Source organism: Paenibacillus sp. FSL R7-0163 (assembly GCF_037969975.1).
GTDB lineage: Bacteria > Bacillota > Bacilli > Paenibacillales > Paenibacillaceae > Paenibacillus_AQ > Paenibacillus_AQ odorifer.
Genome location: NZ_CP150224.1, coordinates 5,559,005 through 5,576,941, shown reverse-complemented (window position 1 = coordinate 5,576,941; position 17,937 = coordinate 5,559,005). Strand labels below are relative to the sequence as shown.

Genomic DNA, 17,937 nt, shown 5'->3' with positions numbered 1-17,937 from the left:
GGTTTTATGATCTTTTTCGTTCCGTTTATTCTAATTCGTACGACGAGTTGGGCTAGGGCAAAGGAAGATACGATAAGTACTAGAGCAAAAAAAGCTGCCGGCAGCATAGGCGGGGGTGTTCCTTACGGAGAAACATCTATAGGGACTAGCGGCACGAAAAAGGTTGCTAAGCCAGATGGATCGGCTGATCTAAGTGAAGGTCCTACAGGAGCAAGCTATAGCGGTAATTTCGGGAGGATTTGCAACGATTTAAAGAGATGAGCACAGATATGCATGATGTGAGTTTTCGGGAGTTGCGTATCGGAGGTATAAAGCTGCAAGCGGCCCTTATATTTGTAGATGGATTGACGGATAAAGATAAAATGGATCGGAATATTCTGAAGCCTTTAATGGATGCTTATCAGGTCTTTAAGGATCCCCATACGATACCGGAAGCAAAGGATCTAAAAGATATTCTCATTCATGAAATTGTGCTTATTTCGGAAGTTGAGTTTACGGATAATGTGAAGCTCTCGCTTCAAAAGGTGTTGTTCGGCTCTGTAGTGCTGCTAGTGGAAGGGATACCGGAGGCTATTGTGCTCAGCACCCCGAAGGGGAACACAAGAGGGATAGAGGAGCCTGAATCAGAGGCAGTCTTGCGGGGATCACGAAGCGGATTTAATGAGACGTTAAGTGACAACACAGCATTACTGCGCAGGCACGGGCAAAGCACAGAGCTAGCGATGATTTCGTTTACTGTAGGAAAGAGAATGAAGAAGGATTTGGTTCTAACTTATATCAAAGATATCGCGAATGATGAACTTGTCGAAGAAGTCAAACGAAGAATTAGGACGATTGATATAGATGATGTGCAAGAATCTGGTTATGTGGAGCAATTAATCGAAGATAATAGCTTCACGCCATTCCAGCAGATTCAGAATACGGAAAGACCTGACCGCGTAATGGCAGCGCTACTGGAAGGGAGAGTAGCTATTTTACTGGATGGCACTCCCTTTGCCCTGATTATGCCAGTTTCCTTCGGGATGCTGCTGCAATCACCTGAGGATTATTACGATCGGTGGATGGTGGGTTCGTTGGTGCGCTTACTGCGTTTTCTCGCGGCATTGATATCAATGTTTGCACCGGCACTATATATTTCCTTCCTCTCCTTTCAGCCAGGATTGATTCCGACAAAGTTGGCTATTTCAATCATCAGCTCCCGCCAAGGTGTACCTTTTTCGGTATTAATCGAAGCATTGATTATGGAGACCTCAATCGAAATATTACGGGAGGCTGGACTCCGGCTGCCTAAACCTATCGGTCCTGCAATGGGGATTGTTGGCGGTCTAATCATCGGTCAAGCCGCGGTAGAAGCCGGAATTGTGAGTCCAATTCTAGTCATCGTTGTTTCAGTTACAGCAATTTCTTCCTTCACCATCCCTATGTATAGTGCTGGAATGACACTTCGCACGCTCCGTTTTGTAGCTATGTTTTCTGCAGCAGTCTTTGGATTATATGGAGTTGTGTTATTTTTCCTTTTCCTGAGTGCCCATTTAATCAAGCTAAGAAGCTTTGGCATGCCCTATCTTGGCATGTTCATACCGTATAAGATTAAGGATTGGAAAGATTTTATATTCCGTATGCCACTGCAATTTCTAACAGGCCGCCCTACGCTGTTGAAGCCGAAGGACCCCCGACGCAAAGGGTGAGGGGTCTAGGTAAAGGAGGAAGAAATTATGAGTACCGAGGTTAAGGACCGAATTACTGCTGTTCAAGCAACGATCATATTAGCCAATTATACTATTGCGGCAGGGATACTTACCCTTCCTCGGACGATTGTAGAGGCTAGTGAGACTCCAGACGTATGGATCTCCGTTTTTTTAGGGGGAGTGATTACCTTTTTTACAGGTTTAATTATAGTGAAGCTTAGTCAACGGTTTCCAGGTCAAACCATCTTTCAATTTAGCGGGAAAATCATTGGCAAGCCACTTGGAGTGATTCTCTCTATATTAGTGATTGTTTATTTTCTGTGCATAGCCAGTTTTGAAGCACGTTCCGTGCAGGAAGTGACCTCTTTTTTTCTGCTGGAGGGAACCCCTCCTTGGGCTATTGTTGCCGTGTTTATTTGGATAGCCTTCTATTTGTGCAGAGGAGGGCTTAATGCCATAACTAGCATGTGTAGGTTGATTGTTCCGATTGCATGGACAGTTTTTGTTGGGGTATGTTTGCTTAGTGTTGAAGTTTTTGATATCGATAATCTGCGGCCTTTTCTTGGAGATGGGTTAGGACCGGTATGGAAGGGCATCAGGCCAACCATTCTGACTTTTACTGCTGGTGAAGCGATGCTGTTCATTGTTGCTTTTATGGATAAGCCACAAAAAGCAGTAAAGGTAATTATTGCTGGATCATGTATATCAACGTTCTTTTATCTTTTAGCCGTTGTAATGACTATTGGTGCGTTTTCTATAGATGGAGTGGTCACAAGAACTTGGCCATTTCTTGATCTAGTGAGAAGCTTTGAGGTGAATTATCTTATTTTTGAGAGGTTTGAATCGCTGCTGCTGGTAATCTGGATTATGCAAATTTTCTGCACCTTCTGCATCACTATTTATGCTGCTGCTTTGGGAGTTTCTCAAATATTTCATAAACGATTTAATAGCTGCTTATTGGCTATACTTCCAGTAGCCTATGTAGTTTCCAGAACGCCTCCAAATGTGAATGCTCTGTTTGCATTAGGGACAGTTGTGGGGAATTGGATGATCGTTTTATTTGGATTAATTCCATTGCCGCTGTTAATCATCGCACATTTCCGGAGGGCGGCTTCATGAAAAAGTGGAGAGTGTCGATTACATTTCTTATATTATGTATTCTGTTGACCGGTTGCTGGAGCAGTACACCTGTTGAGGAGTTGAGTATGGAGATTGGTGTTGCCCTGGACAGTGCGGAGGAGACAGGGGATGAGGAGGCAACTCAGCAAGGAGGTGGGGGGAATCCCATGCCTGCCCAAATAATGAGTACCTATCAGTTTACGATTCCTCAAGGCTCAGGAGGGTCAGGTATGAAGTCTGGGGCTTCCCCATCCTCAACCAGAAATTACTATAACATGAGTGAAGTAAGTGATTCGATGTTTGAAGCATTACGGGCACTTTCACTGCGTACTAGACGTACTCCGATCGGACATCACCTTAAGGTCATTGTGATCGGTGAGAAGCTTGCACGCTCTACTAAGTTTTCTGAGTTAATTGATTTCTTTAGCAGGGATAACGATATTCGTCCCAGTGTTCTACTATATGTCAGCAAGGGAAAAGCCAGAGATGTATTGGAAAATGCGCTGCCGGGCCAAACCCCTTCATTTGTATTAGAGGGGATTTTTGTGAATAGAAGTCGGAGCACGAGGATATGGGAGCCAGTTTCAATAGCTAAAGTAGCGGGTCCTTTGCATGGTAAAAGAAGTTTCATGTTGCAGAATGTAATATCTTTAGAAAAAGAGAAGGAGACAAAGCTGGATGGAGCAGGCGTAATTAAAGGGAAAACGGGAAAACTCGTTGGTTTTTTTGATGCATCGGAGCTGGAAGGAATGGTCTGGCTGACTGGAAAGGGAGAGGGGGGTGCTCTCAAAGCATACGACCCGTCTAACAATAAGCTCATTACCTATGAAATCAAATCCCTGGGTAGCAAGTATAAGGCTATTGTGAAGGATGGGAAGATCTCCTTTCATGTGAAAATAGAATCTACGGGGAGATATGGTGAGGCTTTTGCTAAGAGTGCGAAGAAGTTACATGACGGCATTGTAAAGGAGGATAAAGCAGTGCTAGAGAAGCATGTCGTAGACATGCTTCAGGTCACTGTGAAAAAAATGCAGAAGGAGCTGCATACAGAGGTTGCAGGTTTCGGCAACGCTTTGCGTATTCAACATCCAGCCGTATGGCGGAGCGTAGAGGATAACTGGGATGAAACCTTTAGCGAGATTCCGATTACCTATGAAGTGAAACTGAATATTGAAGAGTATGGTGCATCAGATACATCGGCTGAATAGAAAGGGCTATTTGCAATGTTGTATGGAGCTACTTCGTTTGTGTCTGGATAGGAATGACATCATTCTGATGCAGTGCATCGAGCACTTCATCCTTTAATTGAGATGTGAAGGCATTCCATGTTTTTTTACCGATGTCCAGTTCTTCACGTCCAATAGCATTCAGTGTTTCTAGCCACAGACGTTTGTCGTTAATCAGCCCAAGTTGATCTTGAATCTCCTTATAGATCTCCTCATGCGCATGAAATTTCTGATTTAACGCAAAATCGGCTGCACTCGCGGTATAGCGCAGTTCCTTAGCGGCAATTCTTAGCTGGTGCAAAGCGTCGAAGGCTTCTTTAGATTCGGCATTGTCTTCATGAAAAATAGCTTTACAGGTTTTTTTCTTCTGCTCATAAGCGATCTCAAGCTCACGCATAACAACGTTAACATTCTTTTTTGCGACTAGGGCTTCAAGCTGCTCGCTTAGGAAGGTCTTCCACTTTTCCTCGAGGCCTTCATTGATTAGTTCAGGCAGCTCATTAGTGAGCTTCTTGCGGTAAGTTTTGCGCTTGTCCTTTTGGTAAGCAATCACTGCCTTTAACAGGTCTGCAGTTTTAGAATCTCCGTTCTCCTTCGCTTGCTTGCGCTTGTTCTTAAAAGATTCTATTAGAACATCTGCATCTCTCACTTTACCTAATCTCTTTTGCGCTTTTTTGAAAATAGGGTACAGGCCTGAAGTGTGCCGCGGATCAAGAATGGATAATAGACTTAGCAGCTTACGGCAGTTCACTCTTGCCTGGTGGATATCTTCATCAGCGAATTTATTTAATGCGTCATGGCTGTAATCCCAAAAGTTGATATAAAGGTGGTTAAGGGCTTGTTCCCATTGCTTTGTTTTGGTTAGCTGTCGTTCTTTGGTCAGCTTGTCTCCTGTCATGCAGCATCACTCCTTAACGTTTGGGATAGCATGAATTTAGGGCTTCCCCTATTATGCTCTGGGGCAAGTCCATTTACTATAAGAATAGCGTTATCATAACCTCATTTCAATTCTCTACTCACAGCATAGAGACAGATCGGTTACAATATTACTATCATTATTTATACGGATAGGCTTGGATCTTTAGCTGGTAGAGAATAGCAGGTCTCGTGGCTCATATTCGGGAAAGAGGGGCTTTGGTGGATACTAGTGAGTATGATTCAATAATTAGTAAACTTCCTTCAGAAATGGGGCTCTTTCAACATCTGAGTGCAAAGGATGAGAGCAAAGATACAGAAGCAGGGAGCCTAGAAGATATGTTGGTTCCATTCGCTTTTGAGGAAACCTTATGCAGGGATGTTGGAGCGGGCATTATACCTCCTAGCTTACATCTGTGGAGTCATTCTGGTGGTGTGGCGCTTGGACTTCGGGACAGTAAGCTACCGTGTGCAGCTCAGGCGATGCTTATGCTTGAGGAGCAAGGGATTAGAACGGCGGTTAGGCATTCAGGCGGGGCTGCGGTGCCTCTGGATTCAGGGATCGTTAATGTTTCTCTAGTTCTGACCAAAGGACGTGGAAAGCTGGACTTTCATGATGACTTTAAGCTCTTGGCTGCTTTGATCACGGAAGCGGTTGCTATAAGTCATCCACAGGCTGCGGCGCAAATTGAGGCTGGTGAGATTGTTGGTTCTTACTGCCCGGGTGATTTCGATCTGGCCATTAATGGTCGGAAGTTTTGTGGGATCGCTCAGCGTAGGCAGAATAATGCTTATTTTGTACATGCATTTGTTGTAGTTTCTGGCTCGGGACAAGAACGCGGTGAACAAATCCGCGATTTCTATGCGCAAGCCTCCGGAGGAGACTCCTCATTAGCTTATCCACGGGTTCGTCCAGAGACGATTGCTGGACTTGGTGAACTCGGTGGACCTGAAGTGGCGACAGTGTTTGTGGAGGGAATTATTCAGGCTTTAATTCACCGGGGAGTGTCTCTTAGACCATCCGGCATTTTGCAGCAAGAGACAGGATACAGCTTGGACTATGATGATCCACGTGTACTCGATGCAACGCGGGTGCTTCGCGAGCGGTATTCCTGAGGGCTAAGCATGGGTTGGAGTCTGTTAAAAAAGGACGTAATGGAAAGCTGGCTAGAGCCAGCCTACGAAACGTCTTTTTTTAATATTCAATCACGCTCTTTTAATTATACAACTCAGGACGTCTGTCCGAAAAAATCGGAATTTGTTTCCTAATCTCACGCACCTGATGTAAATCGATATCTCCAGTTAGAATTTCTTCCTCTTCAGAAGCTTCACACACAATATCTCCCCAAGGATCAATAATCATAGAATGCCCAGCAAAGATATTGGCTGGATCGCTGCCTGCACGGTTGCAGGCTACAACATAACATTGATTCTCGATGGCCCGGCTGATCAACAGCGCCCGCCAGTGGGACAACCTGGGCAGTGGCCATTCAGCGCAGACGAACAGGATTTCCGCCCCTTGTGCGGTATGGGCGCGAACCCACTCCGGAAAACGGATATCGTAACAGATTAGCCCTGCACATAAGATGCCGTCCAATGTGAAGAGTCCTTTAGTTTCTCCCGGTTGGAGATACAAATGCTCCTCCATCAGCTGGAACAAATGCAGCTTGCTGTATTGTCCAACAAGCTCACCTGATCGATTAAATACATACATACGATTGGTGACCCCAGCATCATTACGGCTAGCCACTGAACCGGCGATGATATTGATGCTGTATTGTTTAGCCAAGCTGGAGATGAATTCCTTGGTAATTTCTCCTTCTAGATCGCCAATATCTTCTAAGCGAGTCAGATCATAGCCAGTGGTCCATAGCTCAGGGAGAATCAGACAATCAGGGGCTGCGGAAGCAGCTTCATTTATTTTCTGGGCAACAGCAGCATAATTCATAGCGGGATTGCCAAATGCTATATCCAGCTGAATCAGGGATATTCTCATAGGTATCCTCCTCTTTTGTTCAAGCGTATAGCACCGGATAAGGATAAGCAATGTTGATTTTTTAAAAATGATTTGATATATTAGTTGACGGGTCAATGATTATGCGTTAGTATAATTTTGTACAAAACAATTGCATGCAATTAAATTTAGAAAGGAGGCATATTTTGACGGAGCACTGTCCTGAGGAAGAGCATATATTTGAACTGCTGCAGGCTTTAAACAAAGGAATCTCTCCAAAATTCGAACGTTGTGCCGGGATTAGTCCCACACGGCTTCGCCTCCTGCACGAACTGTTTCGGGTAGACGAAGTCAGCCAAATCAGTCTGCAAAAGGAAATGGAGATTGATGGGGCAGCCGTCACACGTCATCTGAAGGGATTGGAAGAGAGTGGCATGATCGCCCGCCGCAATAACCCAGCCGATAACAGGGTCACATTGGTCTCATTAACCGATCAAGGTCGGGAAAGAATGGTTAAATATAGCGAAGAGAAAAGGCGGTTTATCGCTACTTTGCTAACAGGTTTTAACGATCAGGAGCGAGCAGTGCTCATTGATATGCTTAATCGTCTGCAATCTAATATCATTCTGTTGTAACTTACAAATCACACACTCAAAGGAGAATTACACATATGAACGCTACACAAACAAATGATTTTCAAGAAATTATTACAGGACGCCGCTCTATCCGCAAATATGATCCATCCGTTAAAATCAGCAAAGAAGAAATGACACAGATCCTTACCGAAGCTACACTTGCTCCATCTTCAGTGAACATGCAGCCTTGGCGTTTTCTGGTCATTGAAAGTGACGAAGCTAAAGCTACTTTAGCGCCTCTCGCTCGTTTTAATAACGTACAAGTAGAGACTTCTGCAGCTATGATTGCCATCTTTGGTGATCTGAACAACTTCGATTATGCTGAAGAAATTTACGGTACTGCTGTTGAACGTGGACTTATGCCTGCTGAAGTAAAAGAAAATCAATTAACCAGATTATCCGCTCATTTCGCTAACCTGCCACGGGAAATTAACAGAGACACCGTGCTTATCGATGGCGCACTTGTTGCTATGCAGCTGATGCTGGTTGCTCGTGCACATGGTTACGATACAAACCCAATTGGTGGATTTGAAAAAGACCAAATCGCTGAAGCGTTTGGTATGGAAAAAGATCGTTATGTTCCTGTAATGCTACTCTCCATTGGTAAAGCTGTTGATGCAGGTTACCCATCTGTTCGTCTGCCTATCGATAAAGTTGCTGAGTGGAAATAATTATAAAGTTAGTAAGCCAACGCGCTACCATAAACACTAATCTTAGGAGGAATATACAATGATCATTATTCATGCTGTACTTAAAGTTAATCCAGAGCGTCGTGAACAGTTTTTGACGGAGTCTAAAGCATTACTGGCTGCTACTCATGCTGAAGAGGGTAACCTTTCTTATGAGCTATATGAGAATGCTGGAGAAGCCAACTCATTTATTATGATTGAGCAATGGCGTGATGCTGAAGCAGTATCCAGCCACAATACGAGCGCTCATTTCACTGCTTTCTCAGCTAAAGCTGGCGAATTCTTGGCTGCTCCTCTAGATGTTAAAGTATTTAGCGCAGAACAGGTAAAATAAGCTGTCTCCATTCTTAGCGAATTCTGTTTAAACCTAAACAGGGATGATCCATAGCCATAAAGGCTGTGGGGCATCCCTGTTTTGCATTTCACCCCGTTTATAAAAAGGAGATCTAGGGTATCTATCCTTACCTTGATTCAAAGGCATGCAATATAAACGATGGGGGACTTTACATATGAAGACACAGAGAAATATGATTGATTTCTTGAATTATTATCTATCCGGCGGATCGCTTGCCCGTATTATGGGTGTAGCAGGAGAAGAGGTGGAGCGTAAGCTTGAGGGGATAGACCTAGAGGCTGCCAGAGCCTATCGTCAGACGCTTGGCGGGGTCATTACGACAAGTCAGCAGCTATTCCAGCTTCCTGGATTTAGTCCAAGCTTACTGGAACAACTTACTGAAGTATTGGGCAGACTAGACTCAGGCAAGCTAAAGGTTCTGGCTCCACAGACTACTTGGAATAATCAAGTAACACCTTACGTGAATGGTCCAGAGTGTCTAGGAATGATATTAGAGGAGATTAGAAAAGCGCAGCATTATATCCACCTGTCTGTCATGCTTTTCTTTAATGATCGTTCGGGCAATCTGGTTGCAGATGAGCTATTTTATGCTCTTAAGCGTGGCGTTAAGGTAAGGGTTATGGTCAATTACACATTGACGGCATTGGGGTACGGAAATAATCTGGAGTACGGCCAGTTCTCCAAGATTGCTGATCGGCTTGAGAATGCAGGCGCCAAGCTGCTGAATACCTTCAATTCGTATTATACAGCCGTGGAATGGCGGGTGAAACGAAAGGCGCTGGAGCAAGAGGGAGTGCCGGAAAGTATTCTGTTTCTGCAGGATAAAGTGCAAGAGGATGTTGAGGTCACAGGACTAAATGTCATCGATCATCGGAAGTTTATGGTCATAGATGGGGTAACCTCGATTATAGGCAGTGTAAATATTGGTGACCAATATACGTATGAGACCCCAGTGCAGGCATCCTCTGCAATGAGTATAGATGGACATCCACAGGGGATTCCTAGTAAAGAGGCTGAGTGGCATGATGGCTGCTTCCGGATTCGCGGCGCTGCAGCGCAGCCTTTGAATGCGATGTTCTATTCTCGCTGGCTGCTTCTAGGCGGAGATCATTTTGATGTGAATGATGTCTTTTATTATCCTGATGTGGATTATCATTTTGGTGAGGAAGAATGTACGCTGTTAGCAAGCTTTCCAGGTAACCCGGTTAACCTGATTCAACAATATTATCTGGATTTAATTACTTACGCGGCTGAAGAGACGATTATCGTGAATCCTTATTTGATTGATCAGGATTTTTGGGCTCGGCTCGGGCTGCTTGGTCCGGAATGCTCGTGTAATTTGAACATTTGCAACCCGCTGGAGGTCAATGATCATCCTACAAATCGCGCGGCGGTAAGAGGCAATATGTATATGCCGTTTATTAACGGTGTTTCCTTCTATGACTACAGTGCCACCGGTCGATTTTCCCATTGGAAAATTACCTATGATCATAGATCACAAGCCGTTTTTCATGGTTCATATAATATCAACGAAAGAAGTGCCTGCCACGATTTTGAGCTGGGAATGCTGGTAAAAGGGGAGGCCTTTGCAGAGCAGATAAAGTCTATGATCGATTATGACCTGAGTGTCTCGCGGAAGATTACCAGTAAAAGTGAGTTCTTTAAGCATCCTTGGTTACACCCTAGTACTTATCTGAATAAGGCAACCCAGAATTATACTTGATAAATGGGGCTAATTCTCATGATATAATGATCGTTATAAATCATTAGGGTGGAGTATTGGCTATGCAAATCAAAATTACAAAAAGTGGTTTGAAAAAGGACGAGGTATTCTTTCTCACAGAATTTGGGGAGGGGCGGGGAATCTGGTGTGGTGCTCCTGTGAATCCAGGGGTAGAAATGGATGTGGAATTCGAGCTTTCGGAGCTGCTTATGAGGTGGGTGGATATCCATCCTGTACCTGCAGGTGAGTTCAACATCAGGCTCGAACAGGATAGGGTTATTTTTACGGGCGTGTTGGAGAATATTGAAGAAGATGGCACAGGATTTTTACGAATAGGTGAAGGGTTAGTGATGTTCGAGTGTCTCGGTGAACCTATGGCACTGGGTGTGTTCGTAGAATTGCAGGTCCGTGATGTGCGAATCTATCCCTTCAGTATTTGACGCTTCTTAGGGACTAAGATAACATACAAAGATAACATTAGATTCAGAAAGTTAAGCATGAGGAGTAGAAAGCTATGAACACCGAAATTCAGCAATTTAAGACCGAATTCTTCAAGGCGCTGGCTCATCCGATGCGTATTCGTATTCTGGAGCTGCTTAGCGAAGGTGAGAAGAATGTGAATGAACTGCAGGCTATTCTCGGCTCGGAAGGTTCTGCTGTATCCCAGCAGCTAGCTGTTTTACGCGCCAAAAATGTAGTAACCAGTGTGAAAGAAGGCACCACAGTCATTTATGCCTTACGTGATCCTCTGATCAAGGACCTTCTGGTAGTGGCCAAAAAAATATTTGATAACCATCTCGTGAATACCATTTCATTGCTGGAAGGCATGCGCGGCGAGTGAAAATGGCATAGATTAACGTTATTTTGGCGTTGACAACAGTCGCGTCCTAGAGTAATGTTCTTCTTATATTCAAATAATCAGATATTTAAAGAAAAGAAGGTTTGAACATGACAGGGCGGGGTCGTTATAAAGGCTACAACATGAACGCTTTTCGCAAGGATTTGATATCGGGGACAATCGTCGGAGTTATTGCCATTCCTTTAGGGATGGCATTTGCTATTGCTTCTGGTGTAAAGCCGGAATATGGCATTTATACGACAATCGTTGCCGGCATATGTATTTCATTGTTCGGGGGATCAAAATTTCAGATTGGTGGACCGACAGGTGCATTTATTCCTATCTTGTTCGCCATTGGGATGCAGTATGGTTATGAGAATCTGCTGTTAGCAGGGATGATGGCGGGGGTTATTTTAGTCCTCATGGGATTGTTAAGGCTGGGTGTACTGATTAAATTTATTCCGAAGCCGGTCACGATTGGTTTCACAGCAGGAATAGCGGTTATTATCTTTACCGGACAGATAGCCAACTTCCTTGGGTTAAGCAATATTGAACGGCACGAGAGCTTTGTAGATAACATGAAAGAAATTGGACTTCATCTATCGACGATCAATGGATATAGTATCCTGACCGCCGCGATTTGTCTGGCCGTTGTTATCCTAGCGATTCGCTTCGCTCCGAAGGTGCCGGGCTCATTGGTTGGCCTTCTTTGTGCGACTGTCATAGCAGCGTTATTTTTTAGCGGTAAGGTGACTACGATTGGTTTGGCCTATGGGAATATCCCTAATACACTGCCAAGCTTCCGTTTTCCGACCATTACCTGGGAGCGGATTACACTGCTGATTCGTCCGGCCTTTATCATCGCGATGTTGGGTGCTATTGAATCCTTATTGTCAGCTGTCGTAGCTGATGGGATGACAGGCAGCCGCCATAACAGCAACCGTGAACTGATTGGTCAGGGAATCGCCAATATTGCAGCTCCATTGTTTGGAGGAATTCCAGCTACAGGTGCCATTGCCAGAACCGCCACAAATATCAAAAGCGGTGCAGTTTCTCCGATCTCAGGGATCGTTCACGGGGTAGTGGTATTCCTAATTCTTCTGTTGTTTGCACCCTATGCTTCTAGTATTCCGTTGGCAGCGATGGCTCCTATCTTGATGGTAGTAGCTTGGAATATGAGTGAGCGCAAACAATTTTTTCATTTGCTTAAAATCAAAACAGGCGATTCTTTGGTATTATTCATCACCTTCTTGTTGACGATATTTGCAGATTTAACGCTGGCCGTAGAGGTGGGATTGATTCTTGCGGTGATTTTGTTTGTGAAACGGATGGGAGAGGTTCATCTGGTATCCAAAGTATTGCCTGATCCTAATTCCGTCAAGGTAGGGGCACATATGGTAACGGAGAGTCATGATTGTCCGCAGATTGGGATTTATACCGTGGAAGGGCCGCTGTTTTTTGGCGCTGCGTATAGATTTGATGACACCATGCCCGGTTATGGCTCAGACCAGCCGAAAATTATATTAATGCGGATGGGAAAAGTGCCATTCATGGATACTACGGGCGAATCCAATCTGGCGGAGCTGGTGCGGCATTTACATGCTGTTGGAGGGAAACTGATGATCTCCGGTGTTCAGCCGCAGCCGCTTGAGCTACTTAAGAGAACCGGGCTATATGATAAAATAGGAGAAGCACAGTTTTATCACCATACCGGTGAAGCGATCAATGAAGCTCTTAGCAGTATTAATCACAACAAATGTATCGGATGCAGTCATGCGGCGTTTAGGGAGTGTACGGCATTATCCTGTCAGGAGGATGCAGGTGGACTACGAGGTCTGACAGGACGCAAGAAGCCAGCATTGCCTCTGAACTAATCAGCGGTACTTGAGCTTAATAAATAAATAAAGTCGGCCTGGGCGCTATTCTTGCGTCTGGGCTTTTGTATTAAAATTGGACTTCGGAATTCTGAATTTGTACAATTGGGTATAAGTTTAATGTAATCAATATTGATAAGGAGAATATAAGCTCATGAAGGAATTGAATTATCCGAAGGTGTTTATGCTCTTGGCGGGATTGTCTGTCGCTACATTGGGGGTATATCGTGTAGTGTCACTTCAGACGGATTCGTTTTACGCTTTTTTAATTTGGAATTTGTTCTTAGCTTGGATTCCGTTTTTATTCTCCATGGCTGCTTATGAGCTAGACAAAAGGAAGATAGGCGGTTTATTACTTCTTCCTTTGGGTGTCGCGTGGCTGCTGTTCTTTCCAAACGCGCCTTATCTCATGACTGACCTGGTGCATTTAACGGTAAGAAAAAGTAGATATATCGTGGAGGGAGCCATTCAGAATCGCTACTGGTATGACTTGGTCACTCTTTTATTGTTCACCTGGAGTGGATGGTTGACCGGGTTCTTCTCATTGTATCAGTTCCAGACGGTCATTTATCGTAAAAGCAACCTGCTGTGGTCATGGGTATTCGTTCTTGCGGCATGTATGCTCGGGGGATATGGTGTACTGCTTGGCCGAGTCTACAGACTCAATAGCTGGGACGTCCTGACGGACAGGCATCAGTTGTATCAACTTGTTCTGGATAGCCTGAATCTCCAGTCCGTATTTTTCAGCTTGTTCATTGCCTTTGTCCTGCTGGTCATTTACGCGACGATGTATTGTCTACTCAATGCTCTTGGCACCGGAGAAAGACTAAGAGTTACCAGAGGGTACTAATCGGTACACTCCGGCTCAAACTGGAATTGCCTCAGATCTACCACACCTTTTTCATTAAAACTAACTCCCTCTCCCTGTAGATAGAGCCTCTGGAGGGAGTTAGACTCATCCTCAGTTAGTGCGATCATTCCCTTAGCATTAATGACCCGATGCCAGGGCAGCTTATATTTTTTGCTCATGGAGTGAAGGATGCGAACGACCTGCCTCGCTCCTCTTGGGCTACCTGCCGCGCGGGCAACTCCTCCGTAAGTCATCACTTTACCTTCTGGTATAGACTGTATGATATGAATAACTCTCTCAGTAAATGGTGTCATAGCAAGCTCAAGCTCCTATATCTTATTTTTATCCATTGCTCAACAGATAAATCAATTCTAAACGAAACGGGGGACGAACAGGAGGATTTTTTGAGGATAGCAAAAAAAGGGTTGCAAAGCAATAAATACGCGTGGTATATTCTAACTGTAAAATCTAAACGTTTAACAATGTGATTGAAAGAGTTCCATAATAAGATAGGAGAAGGTGTAATGAGGAAAACCAGCATTAAAGACATAGCCGCAAAGGCTAATGTTTCGATTGCTACAGTCTCCTATGTGCTTAATGGTACCCGCAATGTACGTTCTGATACAAGGGAACGAGTTGTTGCCGCCATTGAGGAGTTGAATTATAAGCCGAATGCTATTGCGAAGAGTCTCAAACTCAACCGTACGAATACAATAGGTGTTATTGCAGAAGATGTGACGGTATTTAACACCCCCGATATTATCGATGGAATTAATGATTTTGGAGATCGAAACGATTTGCATATTTTACTGGTGAATCTTCGTTTAGACAAGCGTATCGGCCGTAACTTCTCGAATACGGAAGACTACCGAAAGTATGCCGCTAATGCGGTTGCCGAACTGCTCAGCAATCAAGTGGATGGGATTATTTATATCGGTGTTCATCCCCGTGATTTAACGGGTCTAATCGATACGGAGGGTAAGCCGATTGTGTATACCTACTCTTACACACAGGACGATATCTCTATCCAGTATAATGATGAGCAAGCTGCTTACCAAGCCATGTCCTACTTGGTTAACCAAGGACATAGCAGAATTGCTGTAATCAGTGGTTTGATGGATTCTATCCCTTCCAGATTAAGACTGAACGGTTATTACAAGGCAGTTACTGAATATCAATTACCGTTCGATCCACTGTTAATTAAGATGGGAGACTGGGAGAGGGAATCAGGGTATCGCCTTACCTCCGAGTTGCTCGCTTTGCCGGAGCCCCCAACCGCGATTCTTTCCATGAATGATGTAATGGTTGTAGGTATTTTGCAGGCGGCAGAGGAAAAAGGGGTTAAAATACCGGATGATCTGTCGGTTGTCGGTTTTGATAATCGTGAATTCAGTGATTACTTACGCCCGCGTATAACAACAATGGGACTTCCGCTACATGAGATGGGCTATCAAGCTATTGAGGTTTTGTTCAATTTAATCAAGGGGACGAAGATGGATTCACTGACCATGCCGGAGTGCCGGTTGATCGAACGTGATTCCGTGGCTACGTTAAAAAATGCTGTGAAACAAAAATAAGTTTCACAGCTCCTTTTTCCTCATAAATCTAAACGTTTAACTTAAAATATCGAAGAGGTGCTAGGCAATGACGATTCTAGGCAATGAAAACTTCACGATGGAGCTAAGCGACCGCGGAGCACTTCAGTCTCTGATATTACAGGGCGACCCTAGTGAAATGAATTGGGTAGTTGATCCGTCTTATTTGAAAGAGGCAGGTTATGCGGATACAGATAAGCTATTCGGAGAATGGACAATAGAGCTGGACGGGAATATCATAAAAAGCACTGATCTGTTGCCCAAAATTACGCCAGAAGGAAAACACCGTGTAATTGTGGATTTTGAAGGCGCACCGATTGCAATCAGACTTACATATTCTCTGGAAGATGAGCGACTAAGATGGACTATTGAAGCTACAAACCGCTCACCACAATCTGTAAGAATTAATGGACTTCATGTGTGGCTTTCGCTCGCGTATATCATGTACAGAGATGAAAATGTGCAGCGCAATATGAGCCAGTCCTGTGCAGTGTTCCCCCATCTTGGTGGGGATTTCGCTAAAATCGCTGCTATTCGACGGAGCAACAAAGCACCACATCTGGGTGTTTATGGGGTTCAGGGCAGAACAGTAAGCGTAGGTACTTATTGTAGTTATAAGAATCGTTTTCTTGAGCAGGTCTCCCCTTCTTTGGATGGTCTGCTGTATCATCGGCTATCGTTGGTGGAGGACGGATCATCTATGACCGAATCTGCAGCTGCCGACTGGATATATGGTGGCGCTTACAGTTCGCTGGATCTTGGCGCTGGGGAGACCTACAGCTGGGAATACATATTCCATCCCTGTCAGAATCGAGATGATTTCTATAGGCAGGGCATGGCCTATGGACATCCGCGCTGGAGCTATACGCCTGTATTAACCCGAGGAGGAAGGTTCGAAGCTGTTGTTGATCTGCCGCAGGGCCAGGTTCTACGTGAGCTGCGTTTGTATAGCACTTTACCGGGGACGGAGCTGATCCGCCAGGAGAATATTACGAACGAAGCTGTACGGTTGGAGTCAGGCAGTAGCTATGCTATATCTTTACAGCGTTTGGAGCCGGGAGAACATAAGCTGGAGCTGGTGCTAGAAGATGGACGGAGCGATATCCTGGTCTGGAATGTACTGGAGTCGATTGACCGGATTCTGGAAAAGAGAGCCGAGTGGTTGGTAAATAATAACTTTGGAGGGACAGGGGAGGTCGAAAGGCCATATGCCTTCCGTCCGCTATCGAATCAGGGAGAATCGCTGGGTAAGGTTGCTTTTCTACTGATGAAGAATAGCATGGCCAAGGCTGTCCCAGAACAAGTAGCTAAGGCCGAGATTGCAGCAGTATTGGATGTGAAGGAGCATTGGTTTGAAGGCGGGGATTTTAATCATCCGCGTCCCTTGTACGGAGAATTCTACCGCATTTATGATCTGGATTATATTGGGCATGTCTTTTATCTATTGTCACGAATGGATGGTTCATTACTTAAAATTCATTCTCCTAGAGAATATCTACAATGGGCTGCCGAAATCATGTGTCTTCGCCTAGACCCTGATCGGCACAGTGGCCAGCGTGAGAAGGATGAGAGCCGTCTAAATGGGATATTTGTGCTCTATATTCTTGATTTATTAGAAGCACTGAAGCAGTGCGGTCTTTCAGAAGAGTATAAACGTCTACTTACCTTATGGGAGCGCTTTGGTAGAAATCTGGAGACAGGGATACAGCAGTATGAGGGAGCTATAACGGAGCATTTTTACGATAATGCAGGATTTGGCCCTACCTGTGAAACGTTGTGTCACCTTGGAAATAAAGAGGAGGCCCAGCGTTATGGACAACTAATTCTGGCAAATATCGGATTCAGCAATGATTACAGAGTGCAGAATCCGGATCGCTGGTGGGAAGCTTTGTCTTATATGATTCATTCCCTTTGGGGTGGATTGGTAGCAGGAGCATCCCGGGTTGCCTATGAATTCCTTGGAGACCCTGAATATTTGGAAGCCGCTTACCGTTCTACGATGGCAGTATTCAATTGTTACGATTGGAATGTACGCTCTACTCCACGCCGTTTGTTGCCTGGAGAGGCAGCTTCTACATATAGTGTGGCAGCTCCTAACCTGAATATGCCAGAATTGTCGCGAAACCGTTTTGGGCAATCCGTATTTGTGGGGGCAAGTGATTCCTTGTTTGCTTCGCTGTTCTCGGGTGTGACAGGAGATGATTGGGATATGGGGGAGGAGCTAGTGGCCTATCTAATGGGCTTCGGGACAACCACATATTTGTACAGGGATCCACGCGGAAAGATGCGCTGTATTAACGGTTATATTGAAGAAGACTCGGAGGGCTGGATCGTAACAAGTTACGCTGCATATCCGTCAAGATATGTGCTGCTTGAGGACAAGCTCGAATATCGCACAACTGAGGGGATGCTAGAGCCTCACGTAAGACTGGCAGGCGGAATGTTCAGCCCTTGTCTGTAATCGCTAAGAATGACA

Annotated in this window: 16 protein-coding genes and 1 pseudogene; 14 read left to right on the top strand and 3 right to left on the bottom strand. The window is 44.7% G+C overall.

Features of this window, described 5'->3' with window-relative positions:
• Nucleotides 1-105: 105 nt before the first annotated feature.
• The 3 genes and pseudogenes from NST45_RS24455 (at nt 106) to NST45_RS24445 (ending at nt 4,015) form a co-directional block, all read left to right on the top strand.
• Nucleotides 106-1,688, top strand: a pseudogene (locus NST45_RS24455) (spore germination protein).
• Nucleotides 1,689-1,715: 27 nt separating this feature from the next.
• Complete coding sequence (locus NST45_RS24450; RefSeq protein ID WP_036676848.1) at nt 1,716-2,807, top strand: GerAB/ArcD/ProY family transporter; 1,092 nt, start codon at nt 1,716-1,718, stop codon at nt 2,805-2,807.
• Complete coding sequence (locus NST45_RS24445; protein WP_036676729.1) at nt 2,804-4,015, top strand: Ger(x)C family spore germination protein; 1,212 nt, start codon at nt 2,804-2,806, stop codon at nt 4,013-4,015. The genes NST45_RS24450 and NST45_RS24445 overlap by 4 nt, the downstream gene beginning before the upstream one ends.
• Nucleotides 4,016-4,043: 28 nt before the next feature.
• Here NST45_RS24445 and NST45_RS24440 read toward each other — a convergent pair whose 3' ends face one another.
• Nucleotides 4,044-4,931 carry a CHAD domain-containing protein gene (locus tag NST45_RS24440; RefSeq protein WP_036676731.1) on the bottom strand — a complete coding sequence of 296 codons (888 nt, stop codon included), beginning with the start codon at nt 4,929-4,931 and terminating at the stop codon, nt 4,044-4,046.
• A gap of 239 nt (nt 4,932-5,170) precedes the next feature.
• Between NST45_RS24440 and NST45_RS24435 the strand changes: the two genes are divergently transcribed.
• Nucleotides 5,171-6,064 carry a hypothetical protein gene (locus tag NST45_RS24435; protein WP_081382615.1) on the top strand — a complete coding sequence of 298 codons (894 nt, stop codon included), beginning with the start codon at nt 5,171-5,173 and terminating at the stop codon, nt 6,062-6,064.
• A 100-nt stretch (nt 6,065-6,164) separates the two neighbouring features.
• Here NST45_RS24435 and NST45_RS24430 read toward each other — a convergent pair whose 3' ends face one another.
• Nucleotides 6,165-6,950 (bottom strand): carbon-nitrogen family hydrolase, encoded by a 786-nt coding sequence (locus NST45_RS24430; RefSeq protein ID WP_036676852.1) that lies wholly within the window; start codon nt 6,948-6,950, stop codon nt 6,165-6,167.
• Between the two features lie 158 nt (nt 6,951-7,108).
• Between NST45_RS24430 and NST45_RS24425 the strand changes: the two genes are divergently transcribed.
• The 8 genes from NST45_RS24425 to NST45_RS24390 all read left to right on the top strand — a co-directional run bounded on the left by NST45_RS24425 (nt 7,109) and on the right by NST45_RS24390 (nt 13,866).
• The gene (locus NST45_RS24425) at nt 7,109-7,537 is read left to right on the top strand and encodes a MarR family winged helix-turn-helix transcriptional regulator (protein WP_036676732.1); all 429 of its coding nucleotides are present in this window, start codon (nt 7,109-7,111) and stop codon (nt 7,535-7,537) included.
• A 35-nt stretch (nt 7,538-7,572) separates the two neighbouring features.
• The gene (locus NST45_RS24420) at nt 7,573-8,208 is read left to right on the top strand and encodes a nitroreductase family protein (protein WP_076101373.1); all 636 of its coding nucleotides are present in this window, start codon (nt 7,573-7,575) and stop codon (nt 8,206-8,208) included.
• A gap of 58 nt (nt 8,209-8,266) precedes the next feature.
• Nucleotides 8,267-8,560 (top strand): putative quinol monooxygenase, encoded by a 294-nt coding sequence (locus tag NST45_RS24415; RefSeq protein WP_036676736.1) that lies wholly within the window; start codon nt 8,267-8,269, stop codon nt 8,558-8,560.
• Between the two features lie 175 nt (nt 8,561-8,735).
• The gene (locus tag NST45_RS24410) at nt 8,736-10,304 is read left to right on the top strand and encodes a phosphatidylserine/phosphatidylglycerophosphate/cardiolipin synthase family protein (protein ID WP_076141856.1); all 1,569 of its coding nucleotides are present in this window, start codon (nt 8,736-8,738) and stop codon (nt 10,302-10,304) included.
• Nucleotides 10,305-10,366: 62 nt separating this feature from the next.
• Nucleotides 10,367-10,744 (top strand): hypothetical protein, encoded by a 378-nt coding sequence (locus NST45_RS24405; protein ID WP_038568565.1) that lies wholly within the window; start codon nt 10,367-10,369, stop codon nt 10,742-10,744.
• A 74-nt stretch (nt 10,745-10,818) separates the two neighbouring features.
• Entirely contained in the window at nt 10,819-11,145 is a 327-nt protein-coding gene (locus NST45_RS24400) for a metalloregulator ArsR/SmtB family transcription factor (protein WP_076141857.1), read from the top strand.
• 107 nt (nt 11,146-11,252) lie between these two features.
• Complete coding sequence (gene sulP / locus NST45_RS24395; RefSeq protein WP_339824070.1) at nt 11,253-13,016, top strand: sulfate permease; 1,764 nt, start codon at nt 11,253-11,255, stop codon at nt 13,014-13,016.
• Between the two features lie 154 nt (nt 13,017-13,170).
• On the top strand, nt 13,171-13,866 hold the full coding sequence (locus NST45_RS24390) for a DUF1361 domain-containing protein (RefSeq protein ID WP_339824068.1): 696 nt from the start codon (nt 13,171-13,173) through the stop codon (nt 13,864-13,866).
• Here the strand turns inward: NST45_RS24390 and NST45_RS24385 are convergent.
• Entirely contained in the window at nt 13,863-14,180 is a 318-nt protein-coding gene (locus NST45_RS24385; RefSeq protein WP_339824066.1) for an MGMT family protein, read from the bottom strand. The two genes, NST45_RS24390 and NST45_RS24385, sit on opposite strands and share 4 nt — an antisense overlap.
• A 210-nt stretch (nt 14,181-14,390) precedes the next feature.
• Here NST45_RS24385 and NST45_RS24380 point away from each other — a divergent pair, with 210 nt between their 5' ends.
• A complete protein-coding gene (locus NST45_RS24380; protein ID WP_036676749.1) occupies nt 14,391-15,443 on the top strand; it encodes a LacI family DNA-binding transcriptional regulator in 1,053 nt (350 codons plus the stop codon).
• Between the two features lie 67 nt (nt 15,444-15,510).
• Nucleotides 15,511-17,922: a hypothetical protein gene (locus tag NST45_RS24375; RefSeq protein WP_339824064.1), complete on the top strand. Its 2,412-nt coding sequence runs from the start codon at nt 15,511-15,513 to the stop codon at nt 17,920-17,922.
• Nucleotides 17,923-17,937: the final 15 nt, after the last annotated feature.